Source organism: Pseudomonas sp. AC255 (assembly GCF_979258175.1).
On the sequence record NZ_OZ409841.1, the window covers coordinates 2,008,914 to 2,024,731 of the forward strand.

General features: G+C 59.4%; 20 protein-coding genes and 2 pseudogenes. 4 read left to right on the forward strand and 18 right to left on the reverse strand.

The window, feature by feature from the left end:
- Window positions 1-92: 92 nt before the first annotated feature.
- The gene (locus ACZZ0K_RS09300; protein WP_056789588.1) at window positions 93-2,081 is read right to left on the reverse strand and encodes a peptidase U32 family protein; all 1,989 of its coding nucleotides are present in this window, start codon (window positions 2,079-2,081) and stop codon (window positions 93-95) included.
- Between the two features lie 258 nt (window positions 2,082-2,339).
- Window positions 2,340-2,720, reverse strand: a complete 381-nt coding sequence (locus ACZZ0K_RS09305; protein ID WP_056789594.1) for a RidA family protein — start codon at window positions 2,718-2,720, stop codon at window positions 2,340-2,342.
- A 215-nt stretch (window positions 2,721-2,935) separates the two neighbouring features.
- Here ACZZ0K_RS09305 and ACZZ0K_RS09310 point away from each other — a divergent pair, with 215 nt between their 5' ends.
- Window positions 2,936-3,349 carry a cupin domain-containing protein gene (locus ACZZ0K_RS09310; RefSeq protein ID WP_041480145.1) on the forward strand — a complete coding sequence of 138 codons (414 nt, stop codon included), beginning with the start codon at window positions 2,936-2,938 and terminating at the stop codon, window positions 3,347-3,349.
- Window positions 3,350-3,361: 12 nt separating this feature from the next.
- On the opposite strand, the gene ACZZ0K_RS09315 is transcribed toward ACZZ0K_RS09310, so the two are convergent.
- The 10 genes and pseudogenes from ACZZ0K_RS09315 to ACZZ0K_RS09360 all read right to left on the reverse strand — a co-directional run bounded on the left by ACZZ0K_RS09315 (window position 3,362) and on the right by ACZZ0K_RS09360 (window position 10,681).
- Window positions 3,362-3,598, reverse strand: coding sequence for a hypothetical protein (locus ACZZ0K_RS09315; protein WP_463559078.1), 237 nt, complete (start codon window positions 3,596-3,598; stop codon window positions 3,362-3,364).
- A gap of 11 nt (window positions 3,599-3,609) precedes the next feature.
- Window positions 3,610-3,867, reverse strand: a complete 258-nt coding sequence (locus tag ACZZ0K_RS09320; RefSeq protein ID WP_258706782.1) for a DUF6555 family protein — start codon at window positions 3,865-3,867, stop codon at window positions 3,610-3,612.
- 232 nt (window positions 3,868-4,099) lie between these two features.
- Complete coding sequence (locus ACZZ0K_RS09325; RefSeq protein ID WP_150740955.1) at window positions 4,100-4,651, reverse strand: ATP-dependent Clp protease proteolytic subunit; 552 nt, start codon at window positions 4,649-4,651, stop codon at window positions 4,100-4,102.
- Window positions 4,652-5,027: 376 nt separating this feature from the next.
- Window positions 5,028-5,144, reverse strand: a pseudogene (locus ACZZ0K_RS09330) (con-10 family general stress protein); the annotation flags it as partial.
- Between the two features lie 308 nt (window positions 5,145-5,452).
- The gene (locus ACZZ0K_RS09335) at window positions 5,453-5,683 is read right to left on the reverse strand and encodes a hypothetical protein (protein WP_016774936.1); all 231 of its coding nucleotides are present in this window, start codon (window positions 5,681-5,683) and stop codon (window positions 5,453-5,455) included.
- A gap of 160 nt (window positions 5,684-5,843) precedes the next feature.
- Window positions 5,844-6,880, reverse strand: a pseudogene (locus ACZZ0K_RS09340) (DNA topoisomerase IB).
- A 71-nt stretch (window positions 6,881-6,951) separates the two neighbouring features.
- On the reverse strand, window positions 6,952-8,031 hold the full coding sequence (gene modC, locus ACZZ0K_RS09345) for a molybdenum ABC transporter ATP-binding protein (protein WP_258706781.1): 1,080 nt from the start codon (window positions 8,029-8,031) through the stop codon (window positions 6,952-6,954).
- 3 nt (window positions 8,032-8,034) lie between these two features.
- A complete protein-coding gene (gene modB / locus ACZZ0K_RS09350; RefSeq protein WP_122611386.1) occupies window positions 8,035-8,715 on the reverse strand; it encodes a molybdate ABC transporter permease subunit in 681 nt (226 codons plus the stop codon).
- Window positions 8,716-9,483, reverse strand: a complete 768-nt coding sequence (gene modA, locus ACZZ0K_RS09355) for a molybdate ABC transporter substrate-binding protein (RefSeq protein WP_252878300.1) — start codon at window positions 9,481-9,483, stop codon at window positions 8,716-8,718.
- A 133-nt stretch (window positions 9,484-9,616) separates the two neighbouring features.
- Complete coding sequence (locus ACZZ0K_RS09360) at window positions 9,617-10,681, reverse strand: NAD(P)H-dependent flavin oxidoreductase (protein WP_256810028.1); 1,065 nt, start codon at window positions 10,679-10,681, stop codon at window positions 9,617-9,619.
- Window positions 10,682-10,887: 206 nt separating this feature from the next.
- On the opposite strand from ACZZ0K_RS09360, the gene acuI reads away from it, so the two are divergent.
- On the forward strand, window positions 10,888-11,871 hold the full coding sequence (gene acuI, locus ACZZ0K_RS09365) for an acrylyl-CoA reductase (NADPH) (protein WP_258706780.1): 984 nt from the start codon (window positions 10,888-10,890) through the stop codon (window positions 11,869-11,871).
- Here acuI and ada read toward each other — a convergent pair.
- From ada to ACZZ0K_RS09385, 4 genes are all read right to left on the reverse strand, one after another.
- The gene (gene ada / locus ACZZ0K_RS09370; protein ID WP_258706779.1) at window positions 11,861-12,922 is read right to left on the reverse strand and encodes a bifunctional DNA-binding transcriptional regulator/O6-methylguanine-DNA methyltransferase Ada; all 1,062 of its coding nucleotides are present in this window, start codon (window positions 12,920-12,922) and stop codon (window positions 11,861-11,863) included. The two genes, acuI and ada, sit on opposite strands and share 11 nt — an antisense overlap.
- Before the next feature lie 80 nt (window positions 12,923-13,002).
- Window positions 13,003-13,674 carry a DNA oxidative demethylase AlkB gene (gene alkB / locus ACZZ0K_RS09375; RefSeq protein WP_258706778.1) on the reverse strand — a complete coding sequence of 224 codons (672 nt, stop codon included), beginning with the start codon at window positions 13,672-13,674 and terminating at the stop codon, window positions 13,003-13,005.
- 7 nt (window positions 13,675-13,681) lie between these two features.
- Entirely contained in the window at window positions 13,682-13,852 is a 171-nt protein-coding gene (locus ACZZ0K_RS09380; protein WP_016774926.1) for a hypothetical protein, read from the reverse strand.
- 28 nt (window positions 13,853-13,880) lie between these two features.
- On the reverse strand, window positions 13,881-14,183 hold the full coding sequence (locus tag ACZZ0K_RS09385) for a DUF1883 domain-containing protein (protein ID WP_007912251.1): 303 nt from the start codon (window positions 14,181-14,183) through the stop codon (window positions 13,881-13,883).
- A 211-nt stretch (window positions 14,184-14,394) separates the two neighbouring features.
- On the opposite strand from ACZZ0K_RS09385, the gene ACZZ0K_RS09390 reads away from it, so the two are divergent.
- Both ACZZ0K_RS09390 and ACZZ0K_RS09395 read left to right on the forward strand, forming a co-directional pair.
- Window positions 14,395-14,751: a hypothetical protein gene (locus tag ACZZ0K_RS09390; protein ID WP_016774925.1), complete on the forward strand. Its 357-nt coding sequence runs from the start codon at window positions 14,395-14,397 to the stop codon at window positions 14,749-14,751.
- Between the two features lie 72 nt (window positions 14,752-14,823).
- Complete coding sequence (locus tag ACZZ0K_RS09395; RefSeq protein WP_016774924.1) at window positions 14,824-15,054, forward strand: hypothetical protein; 231 nt, start codon at window positions 14,824-14,826, stop codon at window positions 15,052-15,054.
- A gap of 3 nt (window positions 15,055-15,057) precedes the next feature.
- Here the strand turns inward: ACZZ0K_RS09395 and ACZZ0K_RS09400 are convergent, their stop codons facing one another.
- Together ACZZ0K_RS09400 and ACZZ0K_RS09405 are read right to left on the reverse strand one after the other, a co-directional pair.
- Window positions 15,058-15,345 (reverse strand): hypothetical protein, encoded by a 288-nt coding sequence (locus ACZZ0K_RS09400; protein ID WP_016774923.1) that lies wholly within the window; start codon window positions 15,343-15,345, stop codon window positions 15,058-15,060.
- Window positions 15,346-15,485: 140 nt separating this feature from the next.
- On the reverse strand, window positions 15,486-15,671 hold the full coding sequence (locus tag ACZZ0K_RS09405; RefSeq protein WP_016774922.1) for a hypothetical protein: 186 nt from the start codon (window positions 15,669-15,671) through the stop codon (window positions 15,486-15,488).
- Between the last annotated feature and the right edge of the window lie 147 nt (window positions 15,672-15,818).

Consider the following 15,818-nt stretch of genomic DNA (forward strand, 5'->3'; position numbering starts at 1 on the left):
CGCAAGAAGTTGGCGTTTTTTTATGCCTGCGATTTACCGCGCTCGAGCCAGGCATGCGTGCGCGATGCCGAAGCACCGCGCACGCCGGTCACTCAGTGCGGTGCGCGCGGGATGGTTTTCATCAGGTCTTCAGGGCTGATGTGGCCGACCACGCTGCCCGGCTGCGGCAGGTTCAGAATGTGGCCTTTCATCTTGCCGATGATGTGCATCTCGCACGGCTTGCAATCGAACTTCAACGTCAGCACTTCATCGCCGTGGATCAACTGCATCGGCGCGACCTTGGTGCGCACGCCGGTCACGCCTTTGGCCTGTTTCGGGCACAGGTTGAAGGAGAAACGCAGGCAGTGCTTGGTGATCATCACCGGCACCTCGCCTGGCTCTTCGTGAGCTTCGTACGCCGCGTCGATCAGCTTGACGCCGTGACGGTGGTAGAAGTCGCGGGCCTTCTGATTGTAGACGTTGGCGAGGAAGGTCAGGTGCGAATCCGGGTACACCGGTGGCGGCGTGGTTTCGGCCTTGCGGCTGCCACGCGGATGCGCGGCGACGCGGGCCGCCGTCAGCGCTTCGATCACTTCACGACGCAGGGATTTGAGTTGCGAGTTGGGAATGAAGAACGCTTGCGGCGCATCCAGCTTGATGTCGGTGGCGTGGTACTGCGTGGTGCCGAGCTGGCCGAGCAGGTCGCGCAGTTGCTCCAGCGCTTGTTCAGGCTTGTTGGCAACGCCGAACGGCCCGTTCAGCGTGACGCTGGCGCTGATGCCTTCTTCGCTGGTCGCGGTCACTTCCAACTGTTCTTCGCGCAGGCGGGCGAACCAGCTCAGGGCTACGCGACGTTCCGAAGAAGTCTTCTGCAACGCCTGTTGCCAGTTGTGATCAAGGTTGCGATTCAACGGGTGGCTTGGACGCAGCTTGAACAGGCCCTCGGGCATTTCGTTCGGCTCGACGCGGTAGCGGTAGCGCTTCTCGCCGTCTTCTTCGAACTCGCCTTTGGCCTCGGCGATGTTGGCGCGGAAACCGACCACTTCGCGCTTGACCAGCACGTTCAGGCCGTCGCCGTTGGACAGCGGCTCGTGAGTGACAACCTGCATGTCACGCTTGCCGACTTTTTCCACCGTGCCGACCGGCAGCCCGGTGAAGGTTGGTGAATCGAAGGCGCCGATGTCGATCTTGCGATCGGTGACGAAGTAATCGGTGCTGCCACGGTGGAAGGTCTTTTCCGGGTCGGGCAGGAAGAAATGCACGGTCCGGCCGCTGGAGGCGCGGGCCAGGTCAGGGCGGTCTTCGAGCACGTCGTCCAGACGCTGGCGGTAATAGGCAGTGATGTTCTTCACATAGCCCATGTCCTTGTAGCGACCTTCGATCTTGAACGAACGCACGCCTGCTTCGACCAGCGCGCGGATGTTGGCGCTCTGGTTGTTGTCTTTCATCGACAGCAGGTGTTTTTCGTAAGCGATCACGCCACCCTTTTCGTCTTTCAAGGTGTACGGCAAGCGGCAAGCCTGGGAGCAGTCGCCACGGTTGGCGCTGCGGCCGGTTTGCGCGTGAGAGATGTTGCACTGACCGGAGAAGGCCACGCACAGCGCGCCGTGGATGAAGAACTCGATGGCCGCGTCGGTTTCATCGGCGATGGCGCGGATTTCCTGCAGGTTCAGTTCTCGGGCCAATACCAACTGGGAGAAACCGGCCTGATCGAGGAACTTCGCCCGCTCCAGCGTGCGGATATCGGTCTGGGTCGAGGCGTGCAGCTCTATCGGCGGAATGTCCAGCTCCATCACGCCCAGGTCCTGAACGATCAGCGCATCGACGCCGGCGTCGTACAACTGATGGATCAGCTTGCGCGCCGGCTCCAGTTCGTTGTCGTGCAGGATGGTGTTGATGGTGGTGAAGATGCGCGCGTGGTAACGGCGGGCGAATTCGACCAGTTCGGCGATTTCGCTGACTTCGTTGCAGGCGTTGTGGCGTGCGCCGAAGCTCGGGCCGCCGATGTACACGGCGTCAGCGCCATGCAGGATGGCCTCGCGGGCAATGGCGACATCGCGGGCAGGGCTGAGCAATTCCAGGTGATGCTTGGGCAAGGACATAGTTTTTTAGTCAGGCGGTCACGGGCAAGGGGCCCATTCTACCCGTGAAACGCGCGGCGGGCACGTGTGCGCTGCCCGATGGTGGCTGGCGATCGGGTCAGTTCGGTTGGCGGTTGTGTTGAATGTTCCGGCCCCTTCGCGGGCAAGCCCGCTCCCACAGGGTTAGCTCCGGGCCGGAATACATCCACTGTGGGAGCGAGCCTGCTCGCGAAAGCGGTCTGTCATCCGAAAACCATTGAGTGACATCCGCAAATTCGATCAGCCCTTGGCGGCCATCGCCGTCACTTCCACACGCATCCCCTCAACCGCCAGCGAGGCGACGCCCACCGCTGCCCGCACTGGCCAAGGCTTGGCGAAATAGCGTTTGTAGACTTCGTTGAACGCCGCGCGATCAGCCATGTCGGTGAGGTAAATGGTCAGGTGCAGCACCCGGTCCATCGAACTGCCAGCACGTTCCAAGGCGACTTTCAGCGCTTGCAGCGTGCACTCGCTTTGCTCGGTGATGCCGCCGAGTTCCAGGCTGCCATCGGCGCGGGTTGGAATCTGCGTGGAAACCATGATTCCGCCGAAGGTGGCGACGTCGGAAGAAATCGAATCGGTGTCCGGATCAGGCGTGAAGATGATGTCTTGATTAGCCATGGGCATCTCTTGTTTGGGTGGATGAAGATTGCGGCAGTTTACAGATTCTTTCCCACCATGGCCCGGACGGGGACCGCGACACGTTTGTATAAGCGTGTATCACCGCTCAGCCGATACACACGGCAACACCAAACTGCGCTTTCGAGACACATCCGCCTTACATGCCAAGCCCAAAGTAGCCCTCACACCAACACTACGTTCAAGAGGGCACCACCATGTACCGTCCACTGTTTCTGGCTTCTGCCGTTGTCTTCGCCTCCCTTGCCGGTTTCGCCCATGCGGCGGATGCACCGGCGACGAGTTGGCAGAAAGGTCTGAGCCGTACTGATCTGGTTCGCCAGGATCTCGGCGCTGACAATCGCGAAGTGATTCAGGCGCGTATCGATTTTGATGCTGGCGTCACTTCGCCTCGGCATGCTCATCCCGGCGTGGAAGTCGCCTATGTCATCAGCGGCACGTTCGAGTATCAGCTTGAAGGGCGAGCGCCGGTGATACTCAAGGCCGGCGATTCGTTGTTCATTCCGGCGGGCGTTGCGCATGTGGCCAAAAACGTTGGCAACGACAAAGCCGTGGAACTGGCCACTTATGTCGTGCCGAAGGGCGAACCGCTGCTGATCCTCAAGCCGTGATGCGTCGGCCTGCTATTTCGAGCGCGGCTTGCTCATTGCGCGCTTGATGCGCATCCAGTCCTGATAGGCCGCCGTTCGCTTGGCGTCGGCCAGGGCTTTTGCTTCGCTGAAGCGAGCCCAGTCCTCAGGACTGTCGGCGTCATGCTCAATGATTCTGTAGGCCGCCTCTTCCAGCAGGTCGGCCTCGCGGAACATCGCGGCGTTTTCTGCCATCTCGTCACCCCAGGATCGGCCGAAACCGAATTTCAACGTGTGCTCATTCATTTTGCGTGATCCTCCTCCCAGACCAGGGGTACTGATTCTCGCCATCGCACCCCGGTCACGCCAAAGCGCTCCGCCATCGGTTTGGAAAAACGTTTCAACGGAGGCCTACCGGGGCGGGGGATGGGCGCGATTCCTGCGTCGCAACTTGCCCACTGCCACGCTTCGGCGTTGTTCATGTTTTTTGTGCGAATGACGAATGACCTGGGCTTTCCATGTAACAGGTACTCGATCACGTACAAGTCCACTGCGCTCATACATTTCCTCCGTCTGTTAAAAAGAGGGATGTCTGGCGAAATGAATAATTCAGAGAAAATTCTTTTGGCTGGGATGACCGGCATACGCCGCTTGTTTAGCGTTATACCGCGCGTTGGGGCGTGTACAAGTTGAGGCGCCAATGCACTACATGATCTTGTAATGTCGCTGCTGAGAGTGGCGATCTGAATAGAATGAAACGCATCTAAAACGACGCGTTATTCAGGAGGGGCTTCAGGAGTAAATGCATGAGCAGACAAAGTCTGCGTGAATCTCGGTGTCTTCAACCGCTGTGATCAGCCCGGCATGCAAAGCTTCTTCAGGATTGATAATGCGCGGAGCCGCTGTCAGGTATTTCTCTGTCTCCAACGCATTTTTCCCGTTACTGGTACGCTCGGCGACAATCTGCGCGTACAGATGCAAGTCGTAATCCAGACTCATGGCATATTCCGACATGCGCGAATGATCAACCGCTCCCTGCAAGTGCCAATGAAAAGGGTGAAACAGAAACTTGCTATGAGTGCACGCAGTGCGGCGCTGGCCGGCGAGGAAAACGATATTGCCCATCGACTCGACCGTTCCCAGGTTATGCGTGTGTACCGGCACGGGCAGCGCCATCAGAAAGTTGTACATCGTGAAACCGTAACTGCATTCGCCACCCATGGTAGCGATGTTCAGAATCAACCTGGGGGCATCTTCCTTTAGCGCACGCGAGGCTCTGTCAATCAGCTGACCGCAGGTTGAAGCATTGATCGGGCCGGTAAAGTTAATCACGTGAACAGGCATGGCAATTTCCTCGACGGGCCGGGGCTCTGCGAACGGGCTCTTTGCGCAAGGACTGGTGCCCGTGAGTCAGGAGCAGCGTTCGTACGTTGGCGTCGTTTGCGTTTCTCGAGAGTTTTCAGAGTCAACGTTCAACTGCCTGCGCTCGTAACATTCATGTTGGGCACGATCGCTGTGCTGCGGGTGGCCTGGTTCTCTTTCAATGCACGAAGACCCAGCGTCGTCCGGCAGTTTCTCCGGGGAGCTGCGCGTCGCTTCTGCTACAACTTCAGCGCCTTCGTGTTGGTGTAACTGGCTTGGAGGCGTATGTGTGGAGGTGTTCATCTTTGCGCTCCGTCGAATATTACAAGGGCAGCGAGGCTGCCCTTGTATTGCTCATTTACGACTTGCGACCTCCACTGTGGCTGGATTGTCCGCCCTTGCGACCAGCTTCGGATGCTTTTTCACGATCGTTGGCGAAGTTGCCGCCAGACTGTCCGCCTTTTTTCCCGGACTCTTGCATCTTGTCACGATCGTTGCCGGCGTTACCTGTATTTTTATTTCCGGTGGTCATGATAGCTCTCCGATATCTATTAACGTTTCGCTAGTGATGTCCGTTTTCGTCATGGACACCTACTTCGATTACATATCGGTTCACGGTGTTTTGATTTTTTTAATTGATCCGATGAGCGGTGCCTGCACTTTCAACTTGTATTGGCCAGTAGTGCATATATACCTAAAGGGGCTACGCTCAATCGCGATGGATAATAAAGAAAAACACTTACACCGATGCCGAGCCGGTTGTTGAAGTTAATTGAACCTCGACTATCTGAATCGTGGCAACGGCCGATCAATTGGCTTGAGCGTCGAAAGCGTATCGCGAATAAGCGGCGCATCTTTTTCGATGTCATGCAGTCGGTCGCGAATGCGCAAAGCTGTCGGATGCCCGCCTTGATGATCAACCCAGTCGGCGATCTCTTTGCAGGCGGCTGCCAGGCGCGCCTGACGGGCGTCGAGCAGGGTGAGGAGGGTGGTGATGGACTCTTTCTCGGACATGAAACACCTCCGTTCGCTGAAACGGCTGAGTTGCAACAAAAAGCCCGCGTGGCGCGAACCTTCAGATCAACTATAGAAGCCCTGCGCGATCGTGCAAAAAATACCCGGCTCAGCTCATCGGCAAATCTTGTAGGAGTGAGCCTGCAGGGGGTTGTGCGACTCAGGACGCCTCGCTCACCTCACACATCCGCTCGAGAAACATCGCCAAGGCCACTTCCTCGGCGCGCAGGCCTTTGCGCACTCGCGGGCGGGGCAGTTCGGCGAGGGCACCGAGCATGAAATGTTCGAGCACGGCAGGGTGGATGTAGCATTTGCGACACACCGCTGGCGTGTTGCCCAGCTGTTTGGCGACGTTCTTCACCGCTTCGACCACATGGCGCTTTGCCTCGGTTTCCGACTCATGCTGCAGCTCGCGCAGCACTGCCAAGCCAATGCGCTGCCCGCCCAGGTGCGGTAGTCCTTGGCGGTGAATTCAGCGCCGGTGAGCTTTTGCAGATAGGCGTTTACGTCGGAGGAAGTGACGGTGTGCCGTTCGCCGTGTTCATCAAGATACTGAAACAGGTTTTGCCCGGGAATCTCCAGGCAGCGCTTGATGATTCGCGCCAGACGCCGATCCTTGACGGTGATCTGGTGCTCGATGCCGCTCTTGCCGCGGAACTGGAACAGGATCGCGCTGCCATTGACCTCGACATGCCGGCTGCGCAACGTGGTCAGGCCATAAGAGCGATTGTCCCGCGCATATTGGGTATTGCCGACGCGGATCAGCGTGGCGTCGAGCAAGGTGATGACCGTGGCCATGACCTTGTCGCGGCTGAAGCCCGGGGCGTCGAGCAGCGCCTCAAGCTGGCGCCGCAGTTTGGGCAGGGCCAGGCCGAATTCGCGCAGGCGCGAGTATTTGTCGGCGTCGCGCACTTCGCGCCAGCGCGCGTGATAACGGTACTGCTTGCGCCCGCGCGCATCGCGGCCGGTGGCTTGCAGATGGCCGCACGGGTCGGCGCAGATCCACACATCGGTGTAAGCCGGCGGCACCGCGAGGGCATTGATGCGTTTGATTTCGTCCGGGTCGGTGATGCGCTGGCCCGACGGTTCGAAATAGACGAACTTGCCGCGCAGTTTTTTCCGGGTGATACCAGGCTGAGTGTCATCGACGTAATGCAGATCGGCGGGCAGAGCATCTGTCAGCACGGTATCGGGCATGGCGGTTTCCTTCGGTCATACGGCAGTCTGTAACTGATTGACCGCAGGCGCTGGCCGTCGTGCCGAATGATTTACGCGAGCACCGCCACCGCCTTGATCTGCGCCCACAGCCGCTGGCCCGGGTGCACGCCCAATTGGTCACGCGAGAAGCGGGTGATCCGCGCCAGCAGCGGCGTGCCGCCGGCATCGAGGCGGATCAGCACATGGGCACTGTTGTCAGCGGCCTGTTCGCTGATGACGGTAACGGGCAGACGATTGAGAATGCTGCTGGCCGCATCATTGTTCAGCGCCAGGCTGATGTCGCGGGCGTGCACCTTGCAGCGCAGGGCCTGACCCACGGCCATGGGCGCATGGGTGACGCGAATATTCATGTCCGTGGCCGGCAGTTGCAGGCTAAGCAATTGATAGGTGGCGTCGTAGGCGCTGACCTGACCTTCGATGATCACCCCGGCGTCATCGCCCAGCGCCAAAGGCAGATCCAGACGCGCCAGGGTCTCGCCGATCGGACCACTGGCGAGGGTTTTGCCATCGCTCAGCAACACCAGATGATCGGCCAGACGCGCGACTTCATCCTGGGCATGGCTGACGTACAGCAGCGGAATATCCAGTTCGTCATGGAGGCGTTGCAGGTATGGGAGGATTTCGCTCTTGCGCCGGCTGTCGAGAGCCGCCAGCGGTTCGTCCATCAGCAACAGTTTCGGGCTGGTCAGCAGGGCGCGGGCGATGCCGACGCGCTGCCGCTCGCCGCCGGACAGATGCTGCGGATGGCGCTCGAGCAAATGGCCGATGCCGAGCAGTTCGGTCGCTTGGTTGATATCGACCCGGCGTTGCGACTTGGCGATGCGTTTGAGACCAAACTCCAGATTGGCCAGCACCGACAGATGCGGGAACAGGCTGGCTTCCTGAAACACGTAGCCAAGCGCACGTTTATGCGGCGGGACGAAGACGCCCTTGGCACTGTCCTGCCAGACCTCGTCGTTGACCTGCACAAAACCCTGCTCGGCGCGCTCCAGCCCGGCGATGCAGCGCAGGCAGGTGGTTTTGCCCGAGCCGGAATCGCCAAACAGCGCCGTGACGCCCCGGCCCGGCACTTGCAGATCAACATCCAGTTCGAACCCCGGATAAGTGCGTTTCAGGCGTACATCTATCATCGATCAGCTCCAGCCTGCGCGGGTTTTGCGGCTGGAATACAGCGCCAGCAACACCAGAAACGAGAACACCAGCATCGCCGCGGACAGCCAGTGCGCCTGGGCATATTCCAGTGCTTCGACGTGGTCGTAGATTTGCACGGAGACCACGCGGGTCTTGTCGGGAATGTTGCCGCCGATCATCAGCACCACGCCGAATTCACCGACGGTGTGGGCAAAACCGAGGATCGCTGCGGTGATGAAACCGGGGCGCGCCAGCGGCAGGATCACGCTGAAGAACGTGTCCCAGGGATTGGCGCGCAACGTCGCGGCGACCTCCAGCGGGCGGGTGCCGATTGCCGAGAAAGCGTTTTGCAGCGGTTGCACCACGAACGGCATGGAGTAGATCACCGAGCCGATGACCAGCCCGGTGAAACTGAACGTCAGCGTGCCCAGCCCCAGCCATTGAGTGAACTGGCCGAGAAAACCGTGCGGCCCCAGCGCCAGCAACAGATAAAAGCCGATCACCGTCGGCGGCAGCACCAGCGGCAGGGCGACGATGGCGCCAATCGGGCCGCGCAACCAAGACGAGGTGCGCGACAGCCATAACGCGATCGGTGTGCCGATCACCAGCAGGATCACGGTGGTCAGCGACGCCAGTTTCAGGGTCAGCCAGATCGCGGCGAAGTCGGCACTGGTCAGCGACATTTACAGTTCATATCCGAAGGACTTGATCACCGCAGCGGCTTTCGGGCCTTTGAGATAATCGATCAGGGCCTTGGCAGCAGCGCTGTCCTTGCCTTTGTTCAAGATCACCGCGTCCTGTTTGATCGGATCATGCAGGGTGGCGGGAACAATCCATGCCGAGCCGCTGCTGATTTTGCCGTTCTTGAAGATTTGCGACAGCGCCACAAAGCCCAGTTCGGCGTTGCCGGTGGAGACGAACTGGTAGGCCTGAGTAATGTTCTGGCCTTCGACGATTTTGCTTTTCGTGGCTTCGCTCAACTGGAGTTTTTCCAGCACCTGGGTGGCGGCGAGACCGTATGGCGCGGCTTTCGGGTTGGCGATGGACAAGTGCTGGTATTGGTTGGTTTTCAGCACGTCACCCTGTGCATCCACATAACCTTCTTTTGCCGACCACAGCGCCAGCGTGCCAATGGCGTAGGTGAAGCGCGAGCCTTTGACGGCTTCGCCTTCCTGCTCGAGCTTTGCCGGGGTGCTGTCGTCAGCGGCGAGAAACACTTGGAAGGGCGCGCCGTTTTTGATCTGGGTGTAGAACTGGCCGGTTGCGCCGTAAGCAGCGACCAGTTTGTGCCCGGTGTCTTTTTCGAAGTCGGCAGCGATGGCCTGGATTGGCGCGGTGAAATTGGCGGCGACCGCCACTTGCACTTCGTCAGCCTGCGCGGCGCCGATGCTGAAAAATGCGAGGAATGAGGCGAGACAGGCAGGGGCGAGGCGTGTGGCAGCAGGTGTCATGTAAAGGCTCCGTGATCGGCATTGAATGCTTTGCTTTGGATAACGCCGATACACGGGCGCAATCGCTGTATACGGAAATATATAGCGATATGCCGCCAAGTGGCGAGGGAATAAATCCGCTCGCCGCGTAAATTCAATGACGGTTGAGTTTCGCCAATGCGCCCTCGGCGAGTTGCCGGGTCAGTTCAGCGCTGCCGATATCCTTGCCCAACGTCAGCGCCTGACCGGCCCACAGATTGGCAAAATCGGCGTCATCCTTGGCTCGCAGCGGCATCAGCGCGCCGCCGGCCAACGGAAAGGCTGGCGCTTGCGCTGACATCGGGCCGAGTTCGCGCATCGCCCGATTGACAATGCCCCGCGCCGGACGTCCGGTGAAAATGTTGGTGATGGCGGTCTGGCTTTCCTTGGCGGTGCGCAGGGCCTTGTGGTGCGAGGCGCTGACCTTCGCCTCCGGGGTAAACAGAAACGCCGTGCCGACTTGCACCGCCGAGGCTCCGAGCATCAACGCGGCTGCAACGCCTCGGGCATCGCTAATCGCACCCGCCGCAATCACCGGCACTTTCACCGCGTCGACCACCTGCGGCACCAGTGCAAAGGTGCCGACCTGGCTGCTCAGATCATCGCTGAGAAACATCCCGCGATGCCCGCCCGCCTCATAACCCATGGCGATGATCGCATCGCAGCCGTGTTGCTCCAGCCAGATCGCTTCTTCGACCGTAGTCGCAGACGAAAGGATTTTCGCCCCGGTTGCCTTGACCCGATCAAGCAGATTTTTCTCCGGCAACCCGAAATGAAAACTCACCACTTCGGGGCGGAATTCTTCGAGCACGGCACACGCAGTCTCGTCGAAAGGAGCACGGTTGGACACCGGTGTCGGCGCCTCGAAATCGGCACCGAGTTCGCGGTAGTAAGGTTCGAGCAGATTTTTCCAGTCCCGGGCTCGCTGCTCATCAGGCGCCGGTGGCTGATGGCAGAAGAAATTGACGTTGAACGGCTTGGTGGTGTGCTGGCGAATCGTCTTCAGTTCTTCGCGCAGTTGCTCGATGCTCAGCATCGCCGCCGGCATTGAACCGAGGCCGCCGGCATTGCACACGGCAATCACCATCGAAGAATTGGTCGCACCGGCCATCGGGCCTTGGATAATCGGCAGTTCGATACCGAGAAGATCAAGGATACGGGTGTCTGGCCACTGGCTCATAAAGCAATTCTCCGAACGATGAAACGGGCAGGGACGGCAAGCGGTTTTAGCAGCAAAACCGGCTGCGGGGCCAGTCTGAAATTCTGAACATTACGTGCAGTTTTTCAGCGTCGGTGCGGGTGGCTTAGCGAAAGTCGAGTGTGGCAATGTGTTGCGATGTGTTATTTCAGGGCACGCTTTCTTCCCATTATTTTCGAGGGGCCGTCATGTTCAATGCCATTCTGATCGACAAAGACGACAGCGGTTATCGCGCCAATCTGCAGCAAATCGATGAGCAGCAACTGCCCGAAGGCAACGTCAGCGTGAGCGTCGCGTACAGCACCCTGAATTTCAAAGACGGCCTGGCGATCACCGGCAGCAGCCCGGTGGTACGCAAGTTTCCCATGGTGCCGGGGATCGATCTGACGGGGACTGTAGAGTCGAGTTCGCATGCCGATTTCAAGCCGGGCGATCAGGTGCTGCTCAACGGTTGGGGCGTCGGTGAAAGCCACTGGGGCGGACTGGCGCAAAAGGCCCGGCTCAATGGTGACTGGCTTATTCCGTTGCCCGAAGCTTTCACGCCGGCGCAAGCCATGGCCATCGGCACCGCAGGTTACACGGCAATGCTGTGCATTCTGGCGCTGGAGCGCCATGGTCTGACACCGGATCACGGCGAAGTGCTGGTCACCGGCGCCAATGGCGGGGTCGGCAGCTTTGCCATCGCCTTGCTCAGCAAGTTGGGCTACCGCGTGGTGGCATCCACCGGCCGTGTATCCGAGCATGAATACCTGCAGCAATTGGGTGCTGCCGAAATCATCGATCGAGCCACCTTGTCCGAACCGGGCAAGCCGTTGGCGAAAGAGCGCTGGGCGGCGGTGGTCGATTCGGTCGGTAGTCATACGCTGGCGAATGCTTGCGCCAGCACACGCTCGGAAGGCGTGGTCGCGGCATGCGGGTTGGCGCAAGGCATGGATTTCCCGGCCTCGGTAGCACCGTTCATTCTGCGCGGCGTAACGCTGGCCGGGATCAACAGCGTGACCCAGCCCAAGGCGCGCCGTATCGAGGCCTGGGGCCGACTGGCCAAGGATCTGGATTTCTCGTTATTGCACTTGATCAGTCACGAAATCAGCTTGAGCGAAGCCCTTGAGGCCGCGCCCAGATTACTCGCCGGGCAACTGCGGGGCAGGGTGGTGGTCGACGTCAATCGTTGAGTTCGCGCTCAAGCAGTTGGCGTTTGCGCTCGACGCCCCAGCGGTAGCCGGAAAGATTGCCGTCACTGCGCACCACGCGGTGGCAGGGAATCGCCACCGCCAAACGGTTGGCCCCGCAAGCCTGGGCCACGGCGCGCATCGAAGTCGGCGCGCCGATGCGTTGCGCGATTTCGGCGTAACTTGCGGTGCTGCCTGCGGGGATCTCACGCAGCGCCTGCCAGACGCGCTCCTGAAACGCTGTGCCGCGTATATCCAGCGGCAAGTTCAGGCCCGTCGCGGGCGCTTCAACAAAGCCGACGACGCTGGCGATCAACTGTTCAAATTCGCGGTCGGCGCCGATCAGGTTGGCCTTGCGAAACTGATCCTGCAGGTTGCAGACCAGCTGATGCGGATCGTCGCCGAGCAGAATCGCGCAGATCCCCCGTTCGCTTTGCGCCACCAGAATCGCCCCCAGCGAGCATTGGCCAACGGCAAAGCGAATGTCGTTGTTCTGCCCGGCGGCGCGGTAATCGGTGGGCTTCATGCCCAGCAGTTGATCGGCTGATTCGTAAAAGCGGCTGTTGGAATTGAAGCCAGCGTCATACAGCGCGTCGGTCACCGAGCCGCCGTCCGCCAGGCGCGCACGCAGTTTGCGTGAGCGATGCGCCGTGGCGTAAGCCTTGGGCGTCAGGCCGGTCGCGGCTTTGAATAGCCGGTGGAAATGAAAAGGGCTGAGGCCAGCGGTGGCCGCGAGGCTGTTGAGCGCCGGCAGCGTCTCACAGGTCTCGATCTGCCGACAGGCTGCAGCCACGATCGCTGCATGCTGCGCATCACTCTGATCCTTGCTGGCGCGTTTGCTTGGCCGATACCCGGCAGCTTCGGCCAGTTCGGCGCTGTCGAAAAACTCGACGTTCTGCGGTTTCGGCAGGCGCGCAAGACTGCTCGGCCGGCAATAGACACCAGTAGTTTTGACCGCATAGACAAATTGCCCGTCGGCACGCGGATCGCGCGCCACCACAGCGGCCCAGCGGGGATCGTGTTCAATGCTGATTGTCTTCGAAAGCTTGTCCATGAGAGGGGATCCGTTGACCTGTTTGAGTCAGGTTAACCAGCATCGTAACCCGCAACACTCCGCGCCTTGCGGTCAAACTTTTATTGATCGCCAGCAACGCGGAAGGTGATGTTGATGCGCCGTTCGCCCAAGAGCGGGTGATGGCCAGGTTTGATTGGCAGCACGCCGTGATAGCGCAGGCGGTCCACGCCGCCCCAGACCACCATGTCGCCATGCAACAGCGGAATGCGCTGGGTTTTATCGTTGCGTTCGAAGCCGCCGAACAGAAACATTGCCGGCAAACCTAGCGACAGCGAAACGATGGGCGCGGCATAACCTTTTTCGTCTTTGTCCTGATGCAGCGACATCTTGGCGCCGGGGACGTATTGGTTGATCAGGCAGGAGTCGGCTTGAAAATCCGTAAACCCGGCGCGTTCCGCCGCCTCGTGCGCCAGATCGGCAAACGCCGCCGGCATCGACGGCCACGGCAAGCCGCTGAGTGGATCGACGCTGGAATAACGGTAACCGCTGCGATCGGTGATCCAGCCCAGCTGTCCGCAACTGCTGGTGCCGACCGACATGCTGAAACCGCCGGGCGTGACCATGTGGCGTAGCGGGGCGGCGGCAAGAATGGCGTCGAGCCCGGTCAGCAGTTGCTCGACCTGCGGCAAGGCGAACCCGCGCAGCACCCACGATTGTTCGCCGATCTGCTCGGCGCGGGGCTGCTGTACGGGTTCGTTGTCGGCGAACAGGTCAAACGTGGTCGGTTGCATGACTCGGTTACAGCGCTTTGCTGACCTTGATGTCACTGAGTTCTTCGTCAGCGTGCATTTTCTTCAGCGCCGCTTTCGCTTCCTCGTCAGTGCCGGTTTCCAGTTCAGCGAATTCGAAACGCTGTTCACCGTCCAGTTTGTACTTGATCACGTATTTGGTTTTTTGCGCCACGGTCATGTTTCCCTTGCAGAATAGGCTGCGCGTCTCAGCTCAGTTTAGTGCTGGAGCGACGGATGATCTTGATCGAGTGGGTCAGCGTCGGCTTGCGCGTCACGCTGATTGCGCGGCGGTTGACGGTGTCGATGGTGATGTTCCAGAAGCCGGTGCTCGGTGCGGTGATGCGTGCCGGGAACGTGTCGAACGCGCCGCCGTGGTAGGTGTGACGGCCGCCGTTTTTGAAGCTGCGGAAGTTGGCGTCGTTCATCAAACGGATGTTGCACATCTGCGAGCATTGAATGACGACGATGTCGTCTTCGTTGAGGTGCTCGCGCTGGTGAATGAATTTCATGGGCGCCTCCAGAAGGGCTTTTTCTACTAAATCAAAACGATAGCTTGTCGATGGGCGCAGTTTATCAGCCCGCACGGGTTATTATCTGGCCGTCGGGCGTTGCTTTGACAAATTTTGAACAGAACTTCGCCATGGCGGGCGGGTTAAATGCACAAGGCCCCGGAGAAAAGCGGCATTTGTGCTGTCGGACGGTCTTTAACGGAGGATTTCTATGAAGTGGGGTGTGGTGTGTGTGCCGTTGATTCTGGCGATGGCCGGTTGTGCAAATGTTTCCGAAATCAATGAAACGCTGCCAACCATGAGCGTGATCTCCGGCAAAAAGCCCCAGGAGTATGCGCAGTGTCTGACCGACAAGCTCGCTGACAGTCGTGGTGCGTTGCAAGTCCAGCCGCAGAAGGACGGTGTACGCGTCATCGTTCCCGGCAAACTTTCGTCAGGCCCGGCAGCCGTGTTTGATATCGAGGATCGCGCCGGCGGCAGCAGCATCAAGCTGCATGAGCGCATGTCCAACGTGCCGGTTCGCCCTCGCGATGTACAGAAAGCTGCGAACGCCTGTATTTCCGGCTGATAGACTAGCGAACATCAGCGCCCGATGCCGTCACAGTCCTGCTGTGGCGGCATTGTCATTTATGGAGTCGCAATGAAGCGAGAGCACGTGCGGGAGCGCCACGCAGAGGGCCTTATCTCTGCCACTCATGTCATCCAGAACCCGGCGAATCCGGGTGAATGGATCGTGTTTTTCAAGAAGAGTGCAGGGCGCAGCTACTTTTTGGTGGATGACAATGATGAAGTCGAATCCTTCAATCGGCTCGACGATCTCATCGAGGTCGTCCGTGGCCTCGGGATCAAGTTCGCTGAAATCCACATGTAAGGCTTACTTGCAGACGACCACGACGTTACGGGTCTTGTAATTGCCAACGTCAACGCCCAGGGTTTTGTCATCTTCCTTGGGCGCCGGTGTGCCATCAGTGCCGACGATGCGATAGCCGGTGCCGGCGCAGGAGGCATCGGCCTTTTCGTAGCACATGGCCCATGAGTTGGCTTCGCCGGAACAGTCGATGCTCAGACCCTGTTCGCCATTGTTCAGATAGGTGGGCTGCGAAGTGGCACAGCCGCTCAGTACCAATACCGCGAAAAGCGGCTGCAGTTTGTTCAGGTTCATGGTTGCGAGGTCTTCAAGTGGGGGACTGGTTGCTCTGACAGCGCCGCGATGAAAAGGTTATAGCGATTGGCCACTTGTTTGCCAACAAAGCACAAAAAAGCCCTGCATGCTGGCAGGGCTTTGCGCAAGTGCTAAAAGGATCAGTCCTGATCTTTGCCTCGGCGCTTGGAAGAAGCAGGCGTATCAGTGAACACCGAGGCCACATCTGTCGCCATCTGCTCGCTGTCGAAAGGCCCGGCGATGTGTTCGCCATTGGTAGTGGTCAGCGTCCACTTGCCGTCTTTCTTGTCGATCACATACCCGTTGATGATTTTTACCGCGGCCATCTAGTCTGTCTCATTCGCTGGTTCAAAGGCGCCATGATAGCGGCAAATGCTCGCAATGGGGGCTGATAAGCGTATGGTGATCCTGTTTGCCCGGATCTTGAGCTACGCTGACGCCGCCGCTGAAATACCCGGATGGAACTATCCGCG